This window comes from Exiguobacterium sp. SH31 (assembly GCF_001816105.1).
In the GTDB taxonomy this organism is placed as follows: Bacteria; Bacillota; Bacilli; order Exiguobacteriales; family Exiguobacteriaceae; genus Exiguobacterium; species Exiguobacterium aurantiacum_A.
In genome coordinates, this window is sequence record NZ_LYTG01000068.1 from 1 (window position 1) to 15,530 (window position 15,530).

The following is a 15,530-nucleotide window of genomic DNA, read 5'->3' on the forward strand; positions in this document are numbered from 1 at the left end:
CATGAGGCGCACGGGGATCTCGCGTTCCCATGCTTCCAACTCGCCAAGGCGTACCGGAAAGCGCCGGTCATGATTGCGACTGACATCGCCGGTGAATTGAACGACGAACTGTTCACAAAAGTTGAAGCGGCCGGTCCATACGTGAACGTCTTCTTGAGCCGTGGCGTCGTCTCGCAGGAAATCATTAACGTGGTTCTCGACGAGCAAGCGGATTACGCGACGCATGCGACACGCAACGAGACGATTGTCACGGACTTCTCGTCACCGAACATCGCCAAACCGTTCTCGATGGGACACTTGCGCTCGACGGTCATCGGTAACGCCATCAACCAGATCGCTCGCAAAAACGGCTACAACGTCGTCGGTGTCAACCACCTCGGTGACTGGGGTACACAATTCGGGAAACTCATGGTCGCTTATAAGAAGTGGGGCGATGAGGAAGCGGTCCGGGCAAATCCGATTGCTGAGCTCTTAAAGCTATACGTTCACTTCCATGAAGAAGTGAAAACTCAGCCTGAGCTTGAAGACGAGGGCCGTGCTTGGTTCAAAAAGCTCGAGGACGGTAACGTTGAAGCGACCGAACTGTGGACATGGTTCCGTGACGAGTCGCTCAAAGAGTTCCAAAAAGTATACGATCTCCTCGGTGTCGAGTTTGACAGCTTCCACGGTGAAGCGTTCTACAACGACAAGATGGACCGGATCGTCGCCATGCTCGAAGAGAAGAACCTGCTCGTCGAGAGTGAAGGGGCGATGGTCGTCTCGCTTGAAGACGAGAACTTACCACCTTGCCTGATCACAAAGAAAGACGGCGCGACGCTTTACGCGACACGTGACTTGGCTGCGGCCGTCTATCGTCATGAGACGTACAACTTCGTCCAAGCGAACTACGTCGTCGGTGGCGAGCAGGCGCTCCACTTCAAACAGTTGTTCTCGGTACTACGCAAGCTCGGTTACGACTTCGTCGACGGCATGCACCACGTACCGTTCGGCTTGATCTTGCAAGAAGGGAAGAAGATGTCGACACGTAAAGGCCGCATCGTCCTGCTTGAAGAAGTATTGAAAGAAGCGATCGAGAAAGCGCAAGCTAACATCGAACAGAAGAACCCTGAGCTTCCAAACGCAGAGAACGTGGCTCGTATGGTCGGCGTCGGCGCCGTCATCTTCCACGATTTGAAGAATGAGCGCATCAACAACATCGAGTTCGACCTCGACAGCATGCTCAAGTTCGAAGGGGAGACGGGACCTTACGTGCAGTACACGAACGCACGGGCGAACTCGCTCCTCCGTAAAGGCAACTACGACGGTTCGACGTTCGCAGGTGCGGACGATGACCACACGTGGGGCGTCGTGACGATGCTCAACGCGTTCCCACACGTCATCACGCGTGCCCATGAGCGCCGTGAGCCGTCGATCATCAGCCGTTACGTCCTCGACTTGGCGCAATCGTTCAACAAGTATTACGGCCACGTCCGTGTGCTTGAAGAAGATGCGGGCAAACAATCGCGTCTCGCGCTCGTCAAAGCCGTGACGATCGTCTTGACGGAAGGACTCCGTTTGATCGGTGTCCAAGCTCCAGAAGAAATGTAAACACGACAAAAGGGACCTGCGAAAGGTCCCTTTTGTTGTGTCACGCCTTCATCCGCGTGACTGTTCGCGTCTTCGTATCATACAAACACCATTCCCGGTCGAAGATGACTGCGCCGACGTTGATGACGTAGCGCTTCTTCTTCAACTTGAACGGTGTTCCGATTTCCCATGGAATCGAGCGTCCTTTCCGGTAAATACCGGGAATATGACTATGCCCGATGAAGACGAGCGGATACTTGCCTTTCTCGATGACCGGCTCCCAGTCGGCGCTCCAATCGATTTGGTGACCATGTAAGAACAGCGCCTCATCGAGCGTCGTCTGTTCAGGCAATAATGAGATGCGGGTCTTGACAGGGTGCGACACGATGAGCACTTCGTCAATCCGTTCTTCTTGATTGCCGCGCAGGCTCGGGAACGTCAAGAGCGCCTCATACTGCTCGTCAAACGTCATGACGTCGGAGACGTCATGAAACCGTTCGTTGCGCCGTTTTTTGCCGATATGGCACTCGTACAAGTCGCCGAGGCAGAGGATGTGCTCGGTCTCGCGCCTGACCGCCTTGAGAACGGCTTTCAAATCATCAAACGAACCGTGCGGGTCACTGATGATGGCGAGTTTCATCGGTAGTTCGTGAACTGGGCATCGACCGATAACTCGAGCTCACGGACGAGTTGCATGACCGCTTGTAGGTCATCCCGTGACTTGGCCGTCACACGAATTTGATCGTCTTGAATTTGTGATTTCACTTTCAACTTCGACTCTTTGATGGCGTTGTTGATTTTCTTGGCATCGTCTTTATCGATTCCGCTCTTCAACTTGACACGTTGACGGACGGTACCGCCGAGTGCGCGTTCGATTTTTTGGTAGTCGAGGTTTTTCGTCGGCACGCCGCGCTTGATCAACTTCGAAATCATGACGTCTTTTAACTGTTCGAGTTTGTAATCGTCATCTGAGATGAGGACGAGGTCACCGTTATCGAGTGACATCTCACTCTTCGACCCTTTAAAGTCGTAACGGTTCAAAATTTCTTTTTCGGCGATTTGGATCGCGTTTTTCACTTCTTCTAGATTCATTTCTGACACGATATCAAAAGAATTGTCTTTTGCCATGTTTCATCCATCCTTTGTATGGGTTTTGTTATAATGATAGCAGATTTGAAGCAGTGAAGGAGTGAAACGATGGAACATACAATCGATAGACAGACAAATGTAGACTTGGATCACGTTGCGTATCATGGAAAAGACCTTGGGGTGACGTTTAAAAGTGAACTCATCCGTCTGCGGGTGTGGTCGCCGGTAGCCGAGCAAATGACAGTGAAGCTTTATCGTACGGCGCGGGCGCGTAAGTTTGACCGCATCGAGCTCGAACGGGCTGAAAAAGGGACATGGATGGTCGAGCTTGACCGGGCGCAATTCGAAGGTCAGTTTTATGTGTTCGAGGCAATCGTTGATGGTAAGCGCATCGAATCCCTCGATCCGTATGCGAAAGTCGTCGGCGTCAACGGGAAGCGGGGCTGCCTGCTCGACCCGTCTTCAATCAACCCGGACCATTGGGTCAAAGAACGTCCGCTCTTCCACTCTTCGCAAGAAGCGGTCATTTATGAAGCACATGTGAGAGATTTGACGAGCCATCCGGACAGCGGTGTCATGCACCGAGGTAAATTCCTCGGGATGACCGAGGCCGGCACGAAGACGAAAAACGGATACCCGACAGCGCTCGACTATATCACAGCGCTCGGCGTGACCCACCTTCAACTCATGCCGTTCTTTGACTACGGTTCGGTCAACGAGTCGCGGGAAAGCGAGTCGAACTATAACTGGGGCTATGACCCGGTCCATTATTTCGCGGTCGAAGGTTCGTACGCCTCGACAGCGGATGACCCGGCCGCCCGGATCCTCGAGTTGAAGGCGATGATCCAAGCGCTCCATGACCGCGGCATCCGCGTCATCATGGACGTCGTGTTCAACCATACGTATGACGCCTTGACGACACCGCTCGGCCAGTTTGTGCCGGACTACTATTATCGATTGAACGAGGACGGGACGCTTGCCGACGGCTCGGCGTGCGGCAACGATACAGCGTCGGAGCGGTTGATGATGCGCAAACTGATCGTCGAATGTGTCTCGTATTGGGCCAAAGAGTTCATGATCGACGGCTTCCGCTTTGATTTGATGGGGCTGCATGACGTCAAGACGATGAACCAGGTCCGCAAAGCACTCGATCGGATTGATCCATCGATCCTCATCACCGGAGAAGGCTGGGATCTCGATACACCACTGGCAGTTCGTAAGAAGGCAAACCAACACAACGCCCGTAAAATGCCACGTATCGCTCAGTTCAACGATGCGATCCGGGACGGAATCCGTGGTGACGTATTCATCGAAGACTTGCCGGGCTGGATCAGCGGCAACGCCGAGCTGACGGCTGACGTGAAGCGCGGGATCGCCGGTGCGGTCACGAGTCAAAGTTTCGCCGATGAGCCGAACCAAGTCGTCAACTACGTCGAATGCCATGACAACTTGACGCTTTGGGACAAACTTGCCGCCGCTAGTCCTGACGACGATGAGACGACGCGCCGCCGCCGTCATCGTCTTGCGACGACGATCGTCCTGCTCAGCCAAGGCATTCCGTTCCTTCATAGCGGGCAAGAGTTTTTCCGCACGAAAGACGGGGATGAGAACAGTTTCAAATCGGGCGAGGTCATCAACCGATTGGACTGGACCCGGGCCGAGCAAGAGACGCCGAGCGTCGAATATGTGAAAGGCTTGATCAACTTACGCAAACAGTATCCGTTGTTCCGTCTCGAGAACACCGAACAGATTCGAAAGCACTTACGTTTCTTTGACGAAGAAGAAGGGATAATCGCCTACGAACTTCATCGTCACGTCGAAGGTTATGTCGAGCGTCATCTCGTCTACCATAACGGACTCGAAGTACCGGTCGACGTGAAGCTGCCAGCAGGCAAGTTCGAAGTTCATGTCGAGGACCATACCGTCAACTTGACGGCGCCACGCCTCGTCGAAGACCGGCACCTCACCGTCGCGCCGCTGTCGACGCTCGTCGTGACAGAACGCCGTCCGGATTACAGCAAGTACGCCGTCGCCGGTGGAGCTGCGCTTGCCATCCTTGGACTTTGGTACGTCGCGAAAAAGCGGAAGAATAAACAAGGGTAACAAAAAAAGGAGACGTCATTCCGTCTCCTTTTCTTCATTCGGTTCGGTCTTGGATGCTTCAAGCTCCATCATCTTCCGAACGAGGATATGTTTTGGCATATGCATGAGTTCTTCAAGCGGTACGTTCAACTTTTTGGCAAGCTCGACCGCCGTCTCGGGAGACAGTTGTAGTGGGCGCATGTGGTTTCTCCTTTCTAAATTCAGGTTTGCTACAGCCAGTATACAGCAAAAACGGACCGAGCGAGAATGTGTCGTGTGAACACATTCAAAATCGATAAACCGTTCGGTCGTTGCTAAGCTGAAACTAGGAAGTGATCAAATGTACAAACAAGTAGCAGACTATCAGTTTCATCAGACGGTTGAATGGTTAGAGCGCGTCGGTGGAGGATGGATGTTGTATTTGGCGCAAACTGGATTTGTCTTTTTCGACGAAACGTTCCAAATCAGATGGGAACTCGAGTGGAAATGGGCACCGTGCGCACTATATATTGAACCACATGGAAAAAAAGCCGTCGCGCTGTTCCGAGACATGCAAACGTATGGAGTCATTGATTTAAAGCAAGGCATGATGGAGTGTCACCCAATCCCAAAAACGTTTCATGACGATTGGTTCAGCAATTTATGTCATTGGCGAGGAGACGATTTATTTCTCTACTCGGCGGAATCTGACATCGTGGCGTTAAACATGACCGACCACACGTTCCGCTATAGCCGCTATGAGGAGACGCCGGAGTTTGGCGCCATCATCGAGTTAGCCTATCATCCGATTTATGATTTTGAGCGGTTCACGGCCCCAGGCCTCGTCACGCTTTACGATGAATTGAATCAGCAATTCATGGTCGAGCAGGTCGAAGCGGGTGAACGATGGACGATTCCTTACGGCGGCGACCGTGATACGGTCATCGTCGACCAGATCGGTGCGACGACAGCAATCACGTCGACGACGTCGTTCCAACTGTTCAATCGTGACCGTCAACTGTTTGCTTCTGAAGTATGTGCCGAAAGTGAATTATTGAAAGTGATGTTGCTTGATGAGTCGGGAGACCGCCTCGTCGTATTATCGAAGCCTCAACGATTTTGCCATAGTTGGCTACAAGTGTTCGAGCGTTGACGTTCCTGGACCGGACTCACGGTTCAGGATTTTTTTTGCGAAGACTTGATGAAACTCGTGCGAAACGGGAACAGTCTTCTTAGATGGAGAGGGGTGGACTTGGATGGAACGGTTAGGTAAAAATTTGGTGCGGTGGCGCTTTTGGGTGGTCGCCGTGTGGACTGTGTTATTAGCGGTCTCGATTTACTTCGGATTGCAGTTGCCTGGGGAATTGCGAGGAAACGGGTTTGCGGTTCAAGATGGCCGCTTCGCGCAAGTGGAGGACACGTTGAACGATCGGTTCGACCGGGCCGGCGCTTCGATGATCGTCTTGCTTGAAGGCGGTGACTTAGAGACGGTCATGGCCGAACAAAAAACACGACTCGAATCTGTGACGGGCGTCGACGGCGTCATCACGCCAGCAGAGAACCCGGACGCGCGCTCGGGTGACGCCGCGTACTTCGTGCTCGAGTTCGAGGACCAGGAAGCGGCCGAGTCGGCAATCGCCGACGTTCGCGCTGAATTGATTCGAGATACGGACACGGAAGTCCGTTTGACCGGGGAGCCGGTCTTTGCCCAAGATTTGAACGAGGCATCGAAAAATGACTTGATCCGGGCCGAATTGATCGGGATCCCGGTCGCGCTCGTCGTCCTCCTGCTCGTCTTCGGGACACCGCTTGCCGCTTTCATGCCCTTATTCGTTGGACTGATCACGTTCATCGTCGCGGCGGGATCGCTCTTCTTCTTCACGCAGACGATGGAGCTATCGATTTTCGTATTGAACGCCGTCGCGATGATTGCGATTGCGCTCGGAATCGACTTCTCGCTCCTGCTCGTCAACCGTTACCGTGAAGAGCTCGCCAAAGGACTGTCACGAGAAGCGGCCATCGTCCGGACGGTCGCGACGGCTGGTCGCTCGATCCTGTTCTCAGGACTGTGCGTCTTCGTCGGGCTCGCCGGACTGTTGTTCATTCAAGTCGATGTGTTTCAAGCGATCGCGCTCGGTGCCTTGATTGCAGTCGCGGGTGCCGTCTTGTCGGCGCTCACGCTCTTGCCGTCGGCGCTCTATATCGTCGGCGATGCCATCAATAAAGGACGTCTCATCAGAACGAACGAGACGCGCTCTGAAGTGCGCTGGCAAAAGTTGGCCCGGTTCGTCATGAAGCGTCCGGTCGTGATGACGCTCGTCGCGTTGCTCCTTTTGTTGCCGAGCCTTTGGTTCGTCCGCGACTTAGAACTGAACATCCCGGACGCCGATGCGCTCCCGACGTCGTACGAATCACGGGCCGCCCTCGAGCGGTGGGACGATGTGTTCGGCGAGACGTCGACCGATGCGGTGCTGTTGTTTGAGACGAACGATTTGACCGACTCGATGATTCTTGACGAGTTGACAACCCTCACGGACGAGTTGAATGAAGACCCGATCGTCGACAACGTCACGACGTTCTTGACCGCATCAAATCTGACAGCTGCGGAATTCCAACAGCTCGTTCAAGTCGCCCCGGAACAGCTCGAGGCGTTTGAACGTCTCGTCACGCTCGAAGGGAATACCGACCTCGCGCTCGTCAACGTCAGCTTCGACGTGCCGCCGAGCGATAAAGCGGCGCAGGCGTTCGTCCGCGATTGGCGCGACCAAGGTTTCGACGTCGGCGGGCCGGCCGCCTTCAACGAAGAAATCTATGAAGAGATTTACGACAGCATCCCCTATGCGGTCGTGACCGTGATTTTAGCGACGATGGTCATCCTCATGTGGGCGTTCCGCTCGATCTTGATTCCAATCAAGGCGATCATCATGAACGTGCTCGGACTCGGGGCGACGTTTGGGTTGTTGGTCATCATCTTTGAGTCGGGCTACGTCTACGACGCCGAGACGATCAGTATTTTGACGCCGGTGTTCATCTTCTCGCTCGTATTCGGTTTGTCGATGGACTACGAGGTGTTCCTCGTCTCACGGATCGAGGAGTATTACCGCGAGACCGGGGATAACGACTATGCGACCGAGATGGGGCTTGCGAAGACGAGCAAGATTATCACGTCGGCCGCGGTTATCATGATCGTCGTCACGGGCGCGTTCGCTTTCACCGGTGTCAGCCCGATCAAACAGCTCGGGGTCGGTATCGCGCTCGCAATCTTCATCGATGCGACGATCATCCGGATGTTGCTCGTCCCGTCCTTGATGAAACTGTTCGGCGACTGGAACTGGTGGTGGTTCGGGAAGAAGGATTTACCGAAACGTAATCTACACTAAATGTACATTTAATGAAATAGTCGCGAGAGTATGTTAAAATAGTCTCATGATTACGCGCAATTTGGGAAAGGAAGGTCTTTATGGACACCGAGAGGACATGGCCTCTGTTTCAATTGCCGGACTTCTAGCGTTGAGTTTTTACAGACGAACATCGATGTAAAAAATCAACAAACGGAAGATCGGAGATGGAACAGATGGAACCGCGGCTACGACTGAGGATCCTCCTCTCCGTTGAAAACGGGGAGGACAATCGGAATGAAACGAGTTGCTACCATAGTGCTCGGAACGCTGATCATGGCGTTCGGTTATTATTATTTGAATGAACAGTTTGGTTTGGCAGAAGGGGGCTTTGTCGGGTTAGCATTACTCGGCCGCTATTTATTTGATATCGATCCGGCGATCTCGATGATCGTACTCGACATCCCCTTCTTTTTAATCGCTCTTTGGTGGAAAGGCTGGCGCTTCGTCGGACAAGCCGTGCTTGCCGCGGCGTCACTTTCGCTCAGCTATGCGATGTGGGATCGACTCGACCTGTTGACGTTTGACATCCAGGTCTGGCCGGCGACACTGTTCGCTGCGATTGCGAGCGGGATTGTGACCGGCTACGGTCTCGGTCTCGTCTTGAAGTCAGGTGGAGCGACCGGAGGTGACGATTTATTCGCACTCGGTCTGTCAAAGTGGTCCGGCGTATCGGTCGGAACGATTCTCATCGCCTTCGATGTGGTTGTTCTTGCGATCTCGCTCATCTACTTGCCGCTCTCGAACGCGCTCTACACGCTCATCGCGGTCTCGATCGCTGGTCGTGTCGTCACGAAGATGTTGACGGAAGACGCTGTCGAAGTAGCCATACCAAGTGTGACCAAACTAACACCAAAAAACGATCTCGCCTGAGATCGTTTTTTGTTTTGTAAAATTTGTCACAGTTTTCCCCACGCCGTTCTTCTAAACTGATTATAGAAGGAGTGAGTCACATGAAATGGATGATTCCAAAACAGCACGGCGCCTGGTCGATGCTTATTTTACCGTTCTTACTCGGCGGCATCGTCGGAGGATGGACGCTCGTTCATGTCCCGTTCGCTATCGCCTGGTTGTTCGTCTACATGGGCACGTTTTTCTTGTTCCAATACGTGAAGCTACGGAAGAAGTCGGCTGAGCTGTTGCGGACGGTCGTGACGTATCTTGTGATTGCGACAGTCGCTGCCATTCCTGTGTTCATCGCCGAATGGCGGCTCGTCTGGTTCGTCCTCGCGATGATCCCGTTCGGTCTCGTCAACGCCTATTTCGCCAAAATTAAAGACGAGCGCAACGTCTGGAACGACGTCAGTGCCGTCACGTCATTTTGTATCGGTGGGATGGCGAGTTATTATCTGGGTGCGCAGACGTTGGGCGCGACGATTGTTTGGCTGTTCATCTTGCCGTACTTGTATTTCCTCGGCAGTATCTTTTACGTCAAGACGATGATTCGGGAGAAGAAGAGCGCGTTGTACCGGAACATCTCGTGGGGGTATCACCTCATGCTCGTCGTATTGTTCATCGCGTTCGGCTATCCGCTGCTCGCGCTCGCATACGCGCCGAGCCTCGTCCGGGCGATCGTTTTCTACGGCAAAAAGATCCCAATTATGAAAATCGGGATCTTTGAGATTATGAACTCGGTGTTCGTTTTAATCTGTTTGAGCATATACCTTTACACGTAGAAGGGGCAACCCTTCTTTTTTTAGTCGCTTGACGAGGTGCTCGCGATGATGGCGACGCTTGCTGCCGCCGAGGCCGCTTGTTGCATCGCCAGCAAATGAGCGAACGTCCCGTTCAGTAGCAGGTCGCTCGCATCTTCGGTTATATGTTCCGCGGCGACGAGTTGGATGGCGACGTTTAGTCCGTGCGTGTTGAACCAGCGCTGCTGCTCTTTTTCAGCGTTCGTGATATCGAGGATCGCTTGTTCGTCTTGGTCGTTTGGTGCCGAGACGATTGAGAGCAAGGCGAGCGATGGCAGCTGCTCACTCTTGACGGCAAGCTGTTGGTTTTCAAGGCGGGTGCGCCAGTCTAAGAAGCGAGCGAAGGCGTCATCTCGGCCCAACTTGCTGAACATGAGCAAATGCGATACGAGTTGCAGTTCGTTCGAGCGTGGTAAGTGGACTTTCAACGCCTCGTAATACGATTCGATGCGCTCGTTCAGTTCAGTGTGGTCGTCGAACGCTTGCACGAGGACGAGTGCCGACAGCAGATCCTCTTCACTCGTGAGCCACGGATGCTGGCGTTTAAATGCTTGATAGAGGGCGCTTGCCTCATCGAGCCTGCGTTCCGGCTCGTCGACGTTGATCAACTGGCTCGCGAGGAATGGCCGCAGCGCACTGAAACGGAAATGTTTTCGGTCGAGCAGCGTGTCGAGACGAAGTGCTTCGTCAATCGCGGGGCCGACGTCTTCATACTTGGCGTCGAGAAACGATAACCAGACGAGGTTGTTGCTACCGCGAAATTTGGAGAACAAACCGGTCTTCTGTTTGACGGCCGCCTGCGCCTGTTCAAACCGATTTGGGTCGAACGGGGTGTCATGGATGGCGTAGTTGACGGCCATCAAACGCCGGAAGTCGTCAGTGAGTGCCCACTTGGTCGCCGTTTTGATGGCTTCGAGCGAATCTAGGTAACGAATATAACGCGTCATCATTAGCATTTCCTCCTTTTTCTATTCGTACGGAAAAATCGGGCTAAACGTTTCATAAAAGTGATATCGTATCTGTTCTTAAATTAGGACGGCGTTTAATTAGTAAACAAAAGGGAATCGAAATATGTCCGAAAACTTTGTTATTAATTTGGAGGTGCCGAAACATGGAAGGTAGTCCGTATGCATACGCGTTCCGAAACCTTGGTTCGGGATTTCTGTTCGGATTGGGCCTGATTGCATTTGTGGATGAGACGGTATTTCATCAATTGTTGGCGTGGCATCATTTCTACGATAAATCGACGTCTACCGTCGGCTTATTCTCAGACGGGTTATTTCATGCGTTCAGTTGGTTTGCGACCGTAGCTTCCTTGTTCCTCCTGGCAGACCTACGGAGAAGAAAGTCATTTTGGATGAAGCGGTGGATCAGTGGCGTCCTGATCGGCGTTGGTTTTTTTCAACTCTACGATGGGATTATTCATCACAAACTACTGAAAATTCATCAGATTCGTTATGGCGTTGAGATTCTTCCATATGACCTCGTTTGGAATGTTACGGCCCTCGTCATCTTCATAGGTGGTTTAGTGCTCTTGAACCAAACGCAGAAACGGAAGCTACTTGTGAAAGAAGGAGGATAAATGAGGATGCATTCCCATGTCCAGACCATAAGTGGCGGTTATGAGGCGGCGGTCGTGATTTTGTTGTTTATGACTCTCCTTGCTTATTCGTTCGCCGGAATTTTTACGAGTCGCGCTTATAAACCGTGGCCGCCATATCGCTACGGGTTATGGATGATAGGTATTGTTTGTGTAGGCCTTACTTTGGTTGGACCGTTAGCGACTTTTGCCCACACCAATTTTGTGGGGCATATGATTAGTCATCTGTTTCTAGGTATGTTGGCGCCGTTGTGTCTCGCCTTGTCCGCCCCGATGACGTTACTGTTACGGACGCTTGATGTACACATCGCGAGAAGAGTGACACGCGTATTAAAAAGTCGGCCGCTCCAATTCTTCACGAATCCGGTCACGGCTTCCGTTCTCAACATTGGAGGGCTATATCTGCTCTACATGACGGATTTGTATTCACTGATGCATCAATCAATTCTTTTATATGTGTTAATTCATCTGCATGTATTTTTAGCAGGGTATTTGTTTACCATTTCTTTGATTTATGTGGACGTCACGTCACACCGATACAGCTACATATACCGATCACTTGTATTGATTGCAGCATTGGCCGGACATAAGATATTGGCAAAAATAATTTATGTGAGCCCACCAAATGGGGTGCCAACAGGAGAGGCAGAGGCAGGAGCCATGTGGATGTATTACGGTGGGGATTTGGTTGATCTTCTATTAATCATCATTCTTTGTTACCAGTGGTATATTGCAACTTCTCCCCGTGCCCTAGCTACGAGAGATGACGTATGAGTACACAAGAAAAGACGATCGTCCCGATGCGTACGGGATGATCGTCTTTTCTGTCTGGCGGTCTACAATTATTGAACTTGCGTGTACAGTTTTTGCATGTACTCGTTCACTTCGTCGGCTGCTTGGAACATCATGAACGAATGTTGCAAGATGATTTCCGGTGAGAAGCCGAGATCGAGGTCGAGCGTTGAAGCGAGCGTGACGTCACGGTCGCTGTCGAGCACGCAACGGAAGTACTTGAACTCTTGGTTGAACTCGTTCAATGCGTTGAGGATCGGTAGGTCTTCGACGTAGTCCGGCACGTGCGTCACTGTCGCGGCGTATAGCTCGGCGTCAGTCGTCTTTTTGTTGAAGGCGATAATCATAACGGGCTGGGCCCCAGATTTAGTCGTTTCACGCGTTAAAAACGTGACGTGCGTTTCAGTCTCGCTCTCTTTGAACGTCATGTTGCGTTCTGCGACGAGCGCTTTGAATGATTCTACTTTTTCTTCAAAGTTCACAAAGAAATCCCCCTTAAAAGTCGTTACTCTAACTTTCTCCCATTTGAGAGGGGAAAGCAAGGAGAACTAGCGTTTCATCAACATTTTGATGGCTTCTTCGACCGTTTCTGACGTATCTTCGCCATCTTGTTGCGCCGTGATAATGCACTGCTCCAAGTTCTTGGCGACGATGATCGTCGAGGCGCGGTCAAGTGCCGATCGAGCCGCGCTCAGTTGTGTCACGACGTCGCGACACTCCTTGCCTTCTTCCATCATGCGGATGATGGCCCGGATCTGGCCTTCGACCCGTTTCATCCGGTTCAACACTTTCGTGTCGTATTGATACTGTTCCATAAGTTTCACCTCTATATTCAAATCGTTCAGTAACCCAACTAGTATTGTGTAGTCTCATCTTAATACGTGGGGGAGTATGTGTCGAGCAACAACGTTTAAGCCGGAAAAAATCGACTGTTTGCCGATTCGTCAAACTTTTCCCTTGCAATCACATACCATAGGGGGTATATTAATGACGTGAAAGCGAATTGTTCAATGAATCACAAAGTTTATCGGACGCCCGCTACCAAGCTGATCATGAATACGTGAAATGACTATAGATAAAAAGGATGGGTAAACAAAGATGAAAGCATCGGCTTTAAAACGTCAAATGGACTTTGAAGTCCCTGTAAACATCGTCGACGTGCGCGAACGCGACGAGTTTCAAGAAGCACACATCGCGGGGGCGGCGAATTACCCGCTCTCTGAAATAACGGAGTGGATTGATAAGCTCGACACAGATCAAGAGTACATCGTGCTCTGTCGTTCGGGCGCTCGCAGCACGCAAGCTACTTGGCAAATGGAAGCAAAAGGTTATAAAGTGGTCAATATAGAAGACGGCTTGATGAGCTGGCCTGGTGAAGTCGTCAAAGGAGGAAACGAGCAATGAGTAAAAAAATCGTAATTGTCGGTGGGGTAGCAGGTGGTGCTTCGGCAGCCGCACGTCTCCGTCGTTTAAATGAAGAAAATCAAATCGTCATGTTCGACCGTGGCGAATATATCTCATTTGCCAACTGTGGTCTCCCATACTACATCGGTGACGTGATTCAAGACCGTCAAAAACTGCTCGTCCAAACAGTCGAGGGCATGCATCAACGGTTCCAACTCGATATCCGCAATTTGACAGAAGTGACAAAAATCAACCGCGCCGAGAAGACAGTGACGGTGAAACACGTCCAAACGGGTGAAACGTACGATGAGTCATACGACGTCCTCGTCTTGTCGCCTGGAGCGAAACCGATTCGTCCGAACATTCCTGGGATCGAAGAAGCGGAAGATATCTTCACGCTCCGAAATATTCCAGATACAGATAAAATCCGTAGCTACGTCGATGACAAGGCACCGAAACACGCGACGGTCATCGGAGGCGGCTTCATAGGAATCGAGATGGCTGAAAACTTACGTGAACGCGGCGTTGACGTGACGCTCGTCGAAATGGCGGATCAAGTCATGACACCGCTCGACCGTGAGATGGTCGCACCAATCCATGAACATATGCGTCTCCATGGCGTGGACCTCCAATTGTCAGACGGCGTGTCGTCGTTCTCTGAACAAGGGAAGAAGATTCATTTGACGAGCGGCCGTGTCATTGAAACGGACATGGTTGTCATGTCGATCGGGGTCATTCCTGAATCGACAATCGCCCGAGAAGCCGGTCTTGAGACAGGAACACGTGGCGCTATCCGTGTCAACGAGAAGATGCTCACGTCGGATCCGAACATCTATGCGATCGGGGACGCGGTCGAAGTGCTCGACTATATCTTCAAAGAGCCAACGGTCGTTCCGCTCGCATGGCCAGCCAACCGTCAAGGACGCCTCGTTGCCGACATCATTAACGGCCGCGACGTGAAGTACAACGGGACGATGGGTACCGGGATCGCAAAAGTGTTCGACATGACTGTCGCTTCGACAGGATGGAACGAGAAACGTTTGAAAGCAGCCGGCAAAGAGTTTGAAGCCGTCCACGTGCACCCAGGTTCACACGCAGGCTACTATCCAGGATCGACTCCGGTTTCACTCAAACTGTTGTTCCATCCGACAACGGGTGAAATCTACGGTGCTCAAGGTGTCGGGATGAACGGTGTCGATAAACGGATCGACGTCATCGCGACAGCAATCAAAGGTGGTTTGACGGTCCTCGACCTGCCAGACCTCGAACTTAGCTACGCACCGCCGTTCAGCTCGGCGAAAGATCCGGTCAACATGATCGGTTACGTCGCCTCGAACGTCATCCTCGGTGACAACGAAGTCGTGCATTGGGACGAGATTGACGCATTGGTCGAGAACGGTGCGACACTGCTTGACGTCCGTGACGAGTCTGAGCATGAGCTCGGGAAAATTCCTGGATCGATCAACATCCCGCTCAACTCGCTCCGTGACAACTTGGACAGCTATAGTAAAGACGAGACGATCTACGTGACGTGTCAAGTCGGCCTTCGTGGCTACCTGGCTTCACGCATCTTGCGCCAAAATGGCTTCAAAGTGAAAAACTTGAGCGGTGGCTACAAGACGTGGTCACAAGTACGACGTGATTTTGACGCGCTCGAGACAGTTAAAACGGCAGATGAAACTGCTGCGACAGCAACGAAGGAGGCACCACCCGCAATGACGAATGAACCAGTCGGAGAACCGATTTTCCTTGATACATGTGGTCTGCAATGCCCGGGCCCAATCTTAGAAGTAAATAAAAAAGTAGCAGAGCTCGGCGAAGGCGAGACGCTCCGCGTCCTCGCAAGCGATCCTGGTTTCTTCGCAGACATCGAAGCATGGGCGAAAAAGACGGGCAATAAACTCGTCTCGAAACAGTTCGTGAACG

Annotated in this window: 16 protein-coding genes; 10 read left to right on the forward strand and 6 right to left on the reverse strand. The window is 52.0% G+C overall.

From position 1 onward, the window contains the following. The coding region (gene argS / locus A6395_RS09860; RefSeq protein WP_071398889.1) for an arginine--tRNA ligase at positions 1 to 1,587 on the forward strand (1,587 nt) is incomplete at its 5' end. Between the two features lie 40 nt (positions 1,588 to 1,627). On the opposite strand, the gene A6395_RS09865 is transcribed toward argS, so the two are convergent. Next, a complete protein-coding gene (locus tag A6395_RS09865; protein ID WP_071398890.1) occupies positions 1,628 to 2,206 on the reverse strand; it encodes a metallophosphoesterase family protein in 579 nt (192 codons plus the stop codon). Beyond that, a complete protein-coding gene (locus tag A6395_RS09870) occupies positions 2,203 to 2,694 on the reverse strand; it encodes a YajQ family cyclic di-GMP-binding protein (RefSeq protein ID WP_016509687.1) in 492 nt (163 codons plus the stop codon). Before A6395_RS09870 ends, A6395_RS09865 begins: the two co-directional genes overlap by 4 nt. Before the next feature lie 69 nt (positions 2,695 to 2,763). On the opposite strand from A6395_RS09870, the gene pulA reads away from it, so the two are divergent. After that, positions 2,764 to 4,758 (forward strand): type I pullulanase, encoded by a 1,995-nt coding sequence (gene pulA / locus A6395_RS09875; protein WP_071398891.1) that lies wholly within the window; start codon positions 2,764 to 2,766, stop codon positions 4,756 to 4,758. Positions 4,759 to 4,773: 15 nt separating this feature from the next. Here pulA and A6395_RS09880 read toward each other — a convergent pair whose 3' ends face one another. Then, positions 4,774 to 4,938 carry a YycC family protein gene (locus A6395_RS09880; RefSeq protein WP_016509685.1) on the reverse strand — a complete coding sequence of 55 codons (165 nt, stop codon included), beginning with the start codon at positions 4,936 to 4,938 and terminating at the stop codon, positions 4,774 to 4,776. Positions 4,939 to 5,077: 139 nt separating this feature from the next. On the opposite strand from A6395_RS09880, the gene A6395_RS09885 reads away from it, so the two are divergent. From A6395_RS09885 to A6395_RS09900, 4 genes are all read left to right on the forward strand, one after another. Then, on the forward strand, positions 5,078 to 5,869 hold the full coding sequence (locus tag A6395_RS09885; protein ID WP_071398892.1) for a hypothetical protein: 792 nt from the start codon (positions 5,078 to 5,080) through the stop codon (positions 5,867 to 5,869). A gap of 103 nt (positions 5,870 to 5,972) precedes the next feature. Continuing rightward, complete coding sequence (locus A6395_RS09890) at positions 5,973 to 8,096, forward strand: MMPL family transporter (RefSeq protein WP_071398893.1); 2,124 nt, start codon at positions 5,973 to 5,975, stop codon at positions 8,094 to 8,096. 255 nt (positions 8,097 to 8,351) lie between these two features. After that, positions 8,352 to 8,987, forward strand: coding sequence for a YitT family protein (locus tag A6395_RS09895; protein ID WP_070329202.1), 636 nt, complete (start codon positions 8,352 to 8,354; stop codon positions 8,985 to 8,987). An 80-nt stretch (positions 8,988 to 9,067) separates the two neighbouring features. Then, on the forward strand, positions 9,068 to 9,790 hold the full coding sequence (locus A6395_RS09900) for a YwiC-like family protein (protein ID WP_071398894.1): 723 nt from the start codon (positions 9,068 to 9,070) through the stop codon (positions 9,788 to 9,790). Positions 9,791 to 9,810: 20 nt separating this feature from the next. On the opposite strand, the gene A6395_RS09905 is transcribed toward A6395_RS09900, so the two are convergent. Then, positions 9,811 to 10,758: a DUF4003 family protein gene (locus A6395_RS09905; RefSeq protein ID WP_252100533.1), complete on the reverse strand. Its 948-nt coding sequence runs from the start codon at positions 10,756 to 10,758 to the stop codon at positions 9,811 to 9,813. A gap of 161 nt (positions 10,759 to 10,919) precedes the next feature. Here A6395_RS09905 and A6395_RS09910 point away from each other — a divergent pair, with 161 nt between their 5' ends. Together A6395_RS09910 and A6395_RS09915 are read left to right on the forward strand one after the other, a co-directional pair. Further along, positions 10,920 to 11,390: a DUF2243 domain-containing protein gene (locus A6395_RS09910; protein ID WP_071398895.1), complete on the forward strand. Its 471-nt coding sequence runs from the start codon at positions 10,920 to 10,922 to the stop codon at positions 11,388 to 11,390. A gap of 6 nt (positions 11,391 to 11,396) precedes the next feature. After that, the gene (locus A6395_RS09915; RefSeq protein ID WP_071398899.1) at positions 11,397 to 12,182 is read left to right on the forward strand and encodes a cytochrome c oxidase assembly protein; all 786 of its coding nucleotides are present in this window, start codon (positions 11,397 to 11,399) and stop codon (positions 12,180 to 12,182) included. Positions 12,183 to 12,250: 68 nt separating this feature from the next. On the opposite strand, the gene A6395_RS09920 is transcribed toward A6395_RS09915, so the two are convergent. Both A6395_RS09920 and A6395_RS09925 read right to left on the reverse strand, forming a co-directional pair. Next, on the reverse strand, positions 12,251 to 12,682 hold the full coding sequence (locus A6395_RS09920; protein ID WP_016509669.1) for a type III secretion system chaperone family protein: 432 nt from the start codon (positions 12,680 to 12,682) through the stop codon (positions 12,251 to 12,253). A 66-nt stretch (positions 12,683 to 12,748) separates the two neighbouring features. Continuing rightward, a complete protein-coding gene (locus A6395_RS09925; protein ID WP_016509666.1) occupies positions 12,749 to 13,015 on the reverse strand; it encodes a metal-sensitive transcriptional regulator in 267 nt (88 codons plus the stop codon). Positions 13,016 to 13,298: 283 nt separating this feature from the next. Here A6395_RS09925 and A6395_RS09930 point away from each other — a divergent pair, with 283 nt between their 5' ends. Together A6395_RS09930 and A6395_RS09935 are read left to right on the forward strand one after the other, a co-directional pair. Continuing rightward, positions 13,299 to 13,604 carry a rhodanese-like domain-containing protein gene (locus A6395_RS09930; RefSeq protein ID WP_071398896.1) on the forward strand — a complete coding sequence of 102 codons (306 nt, stop codon included), beginning with the start codon at positions 13,299 to 13,301 and terminating at the stop codon, positions 13,602 to 13,604. After that, a partial coding sequence (locus A6395_RS09935) for a CoA-disulfide reductase (RefSeq protein WP_071398897.1) occupies positions 13,601 to 15,530 on the forward strand: 1,930 nt, incomplete at its 3' end. The genes A6395_RS09930 and A6395_RS09935, both read left to right, overlap by 4 nt.

Bases quoted from the DNA above. Each gene is read 5' to 3' on its own strand.
- A6395_RS09865 (WP_071398890.1), bottom strand. From the start codon at position 2,206: ATGAAACTCGCCATCATCAGTGACCCGCACGGTTCGTTTGATGATTTG.
- A6395_RS09870 (WP_016509687.1), bottom strand. From the start codon at position 2,694: ATGGCAAAAGACAATTCTTTTGATATCGTGTCAGAAATGAATCTAGAA.
- pulA (WP_071398891.1), top strand. From the start codon at position 2,764: ATGGAACATACAATCGATAGACAGACAAATGTAGACTTGGATCACGTT.
- A6395_RS09880 (WP_016509685.1), bottom strand. From the start codon at position 4,938: ATGCGCCCACTACAACTGTCTCCCGAGACGGCGGTCGAGCTTGCCAAA.
- A6395_RS09885 (WP_071398892.1), top strand. From the start codon at position 5,078: ATGTACAAACAAGTAGCAGACTATCAGTTTCATCAGACGGTTGAATGG.
- A6395_RS09890 (WP_071398893.1), top strand. From the start codon at position 5,973: ATGGAACGGTTAGGTAAAAATTTGGTGCGGTGGCGCTTTTGGGTGGTC.
- A6395_RS09895 (WP_070329202.1), top strand. From the start codon at position 8,352: ATGAAACGAGTTGCTACCATAGTGCTCGGAACGCTGATCATGGCGTTC.
- A6395_RS09900 (WP_071398894.1), top strand. From the start codon at position 9,068: ATGAAATGGATGATTCCAAAACAGCACGGCGCCTGGTCGATGCTTATT.
- A6395_RS09905 (WP_252100533.1), bottom strand. From the start codon at position 10,758: ATGATGACGCGTTATATTCGTTACCTAGATTCGCTCGAAGCCATCAAA.
- A6395_RS09910 (WP_071398895.1), top strand. From the start codon at position 10,920: ATGGAAGGTAGTCCGTATGCATACGCGTTCCGAAACCTTGGTTCGGGA.
- A6395_RS09915 (WP_071398899.1), top strand. From the start codon at position 11,397: ATGCATTCCCATGTCCAGACCATAAGTGGCGGTTATGAGGCGGCGGTC.
- A6395_RS09925 (WP_016509666.1), bottom strand. From the start codon at position 13,015: ATGGAACAGTATCAATACGACACGAAAGTGTTGAACCGGATGAAACGG.
- A6395_RS09930 (WP_071398896.1), top strand. From the start codon at position 13,299: ATGAAAGCATCGGCTTTAAAACGTCAAATGGACTTTGAAGTCCCTGTA.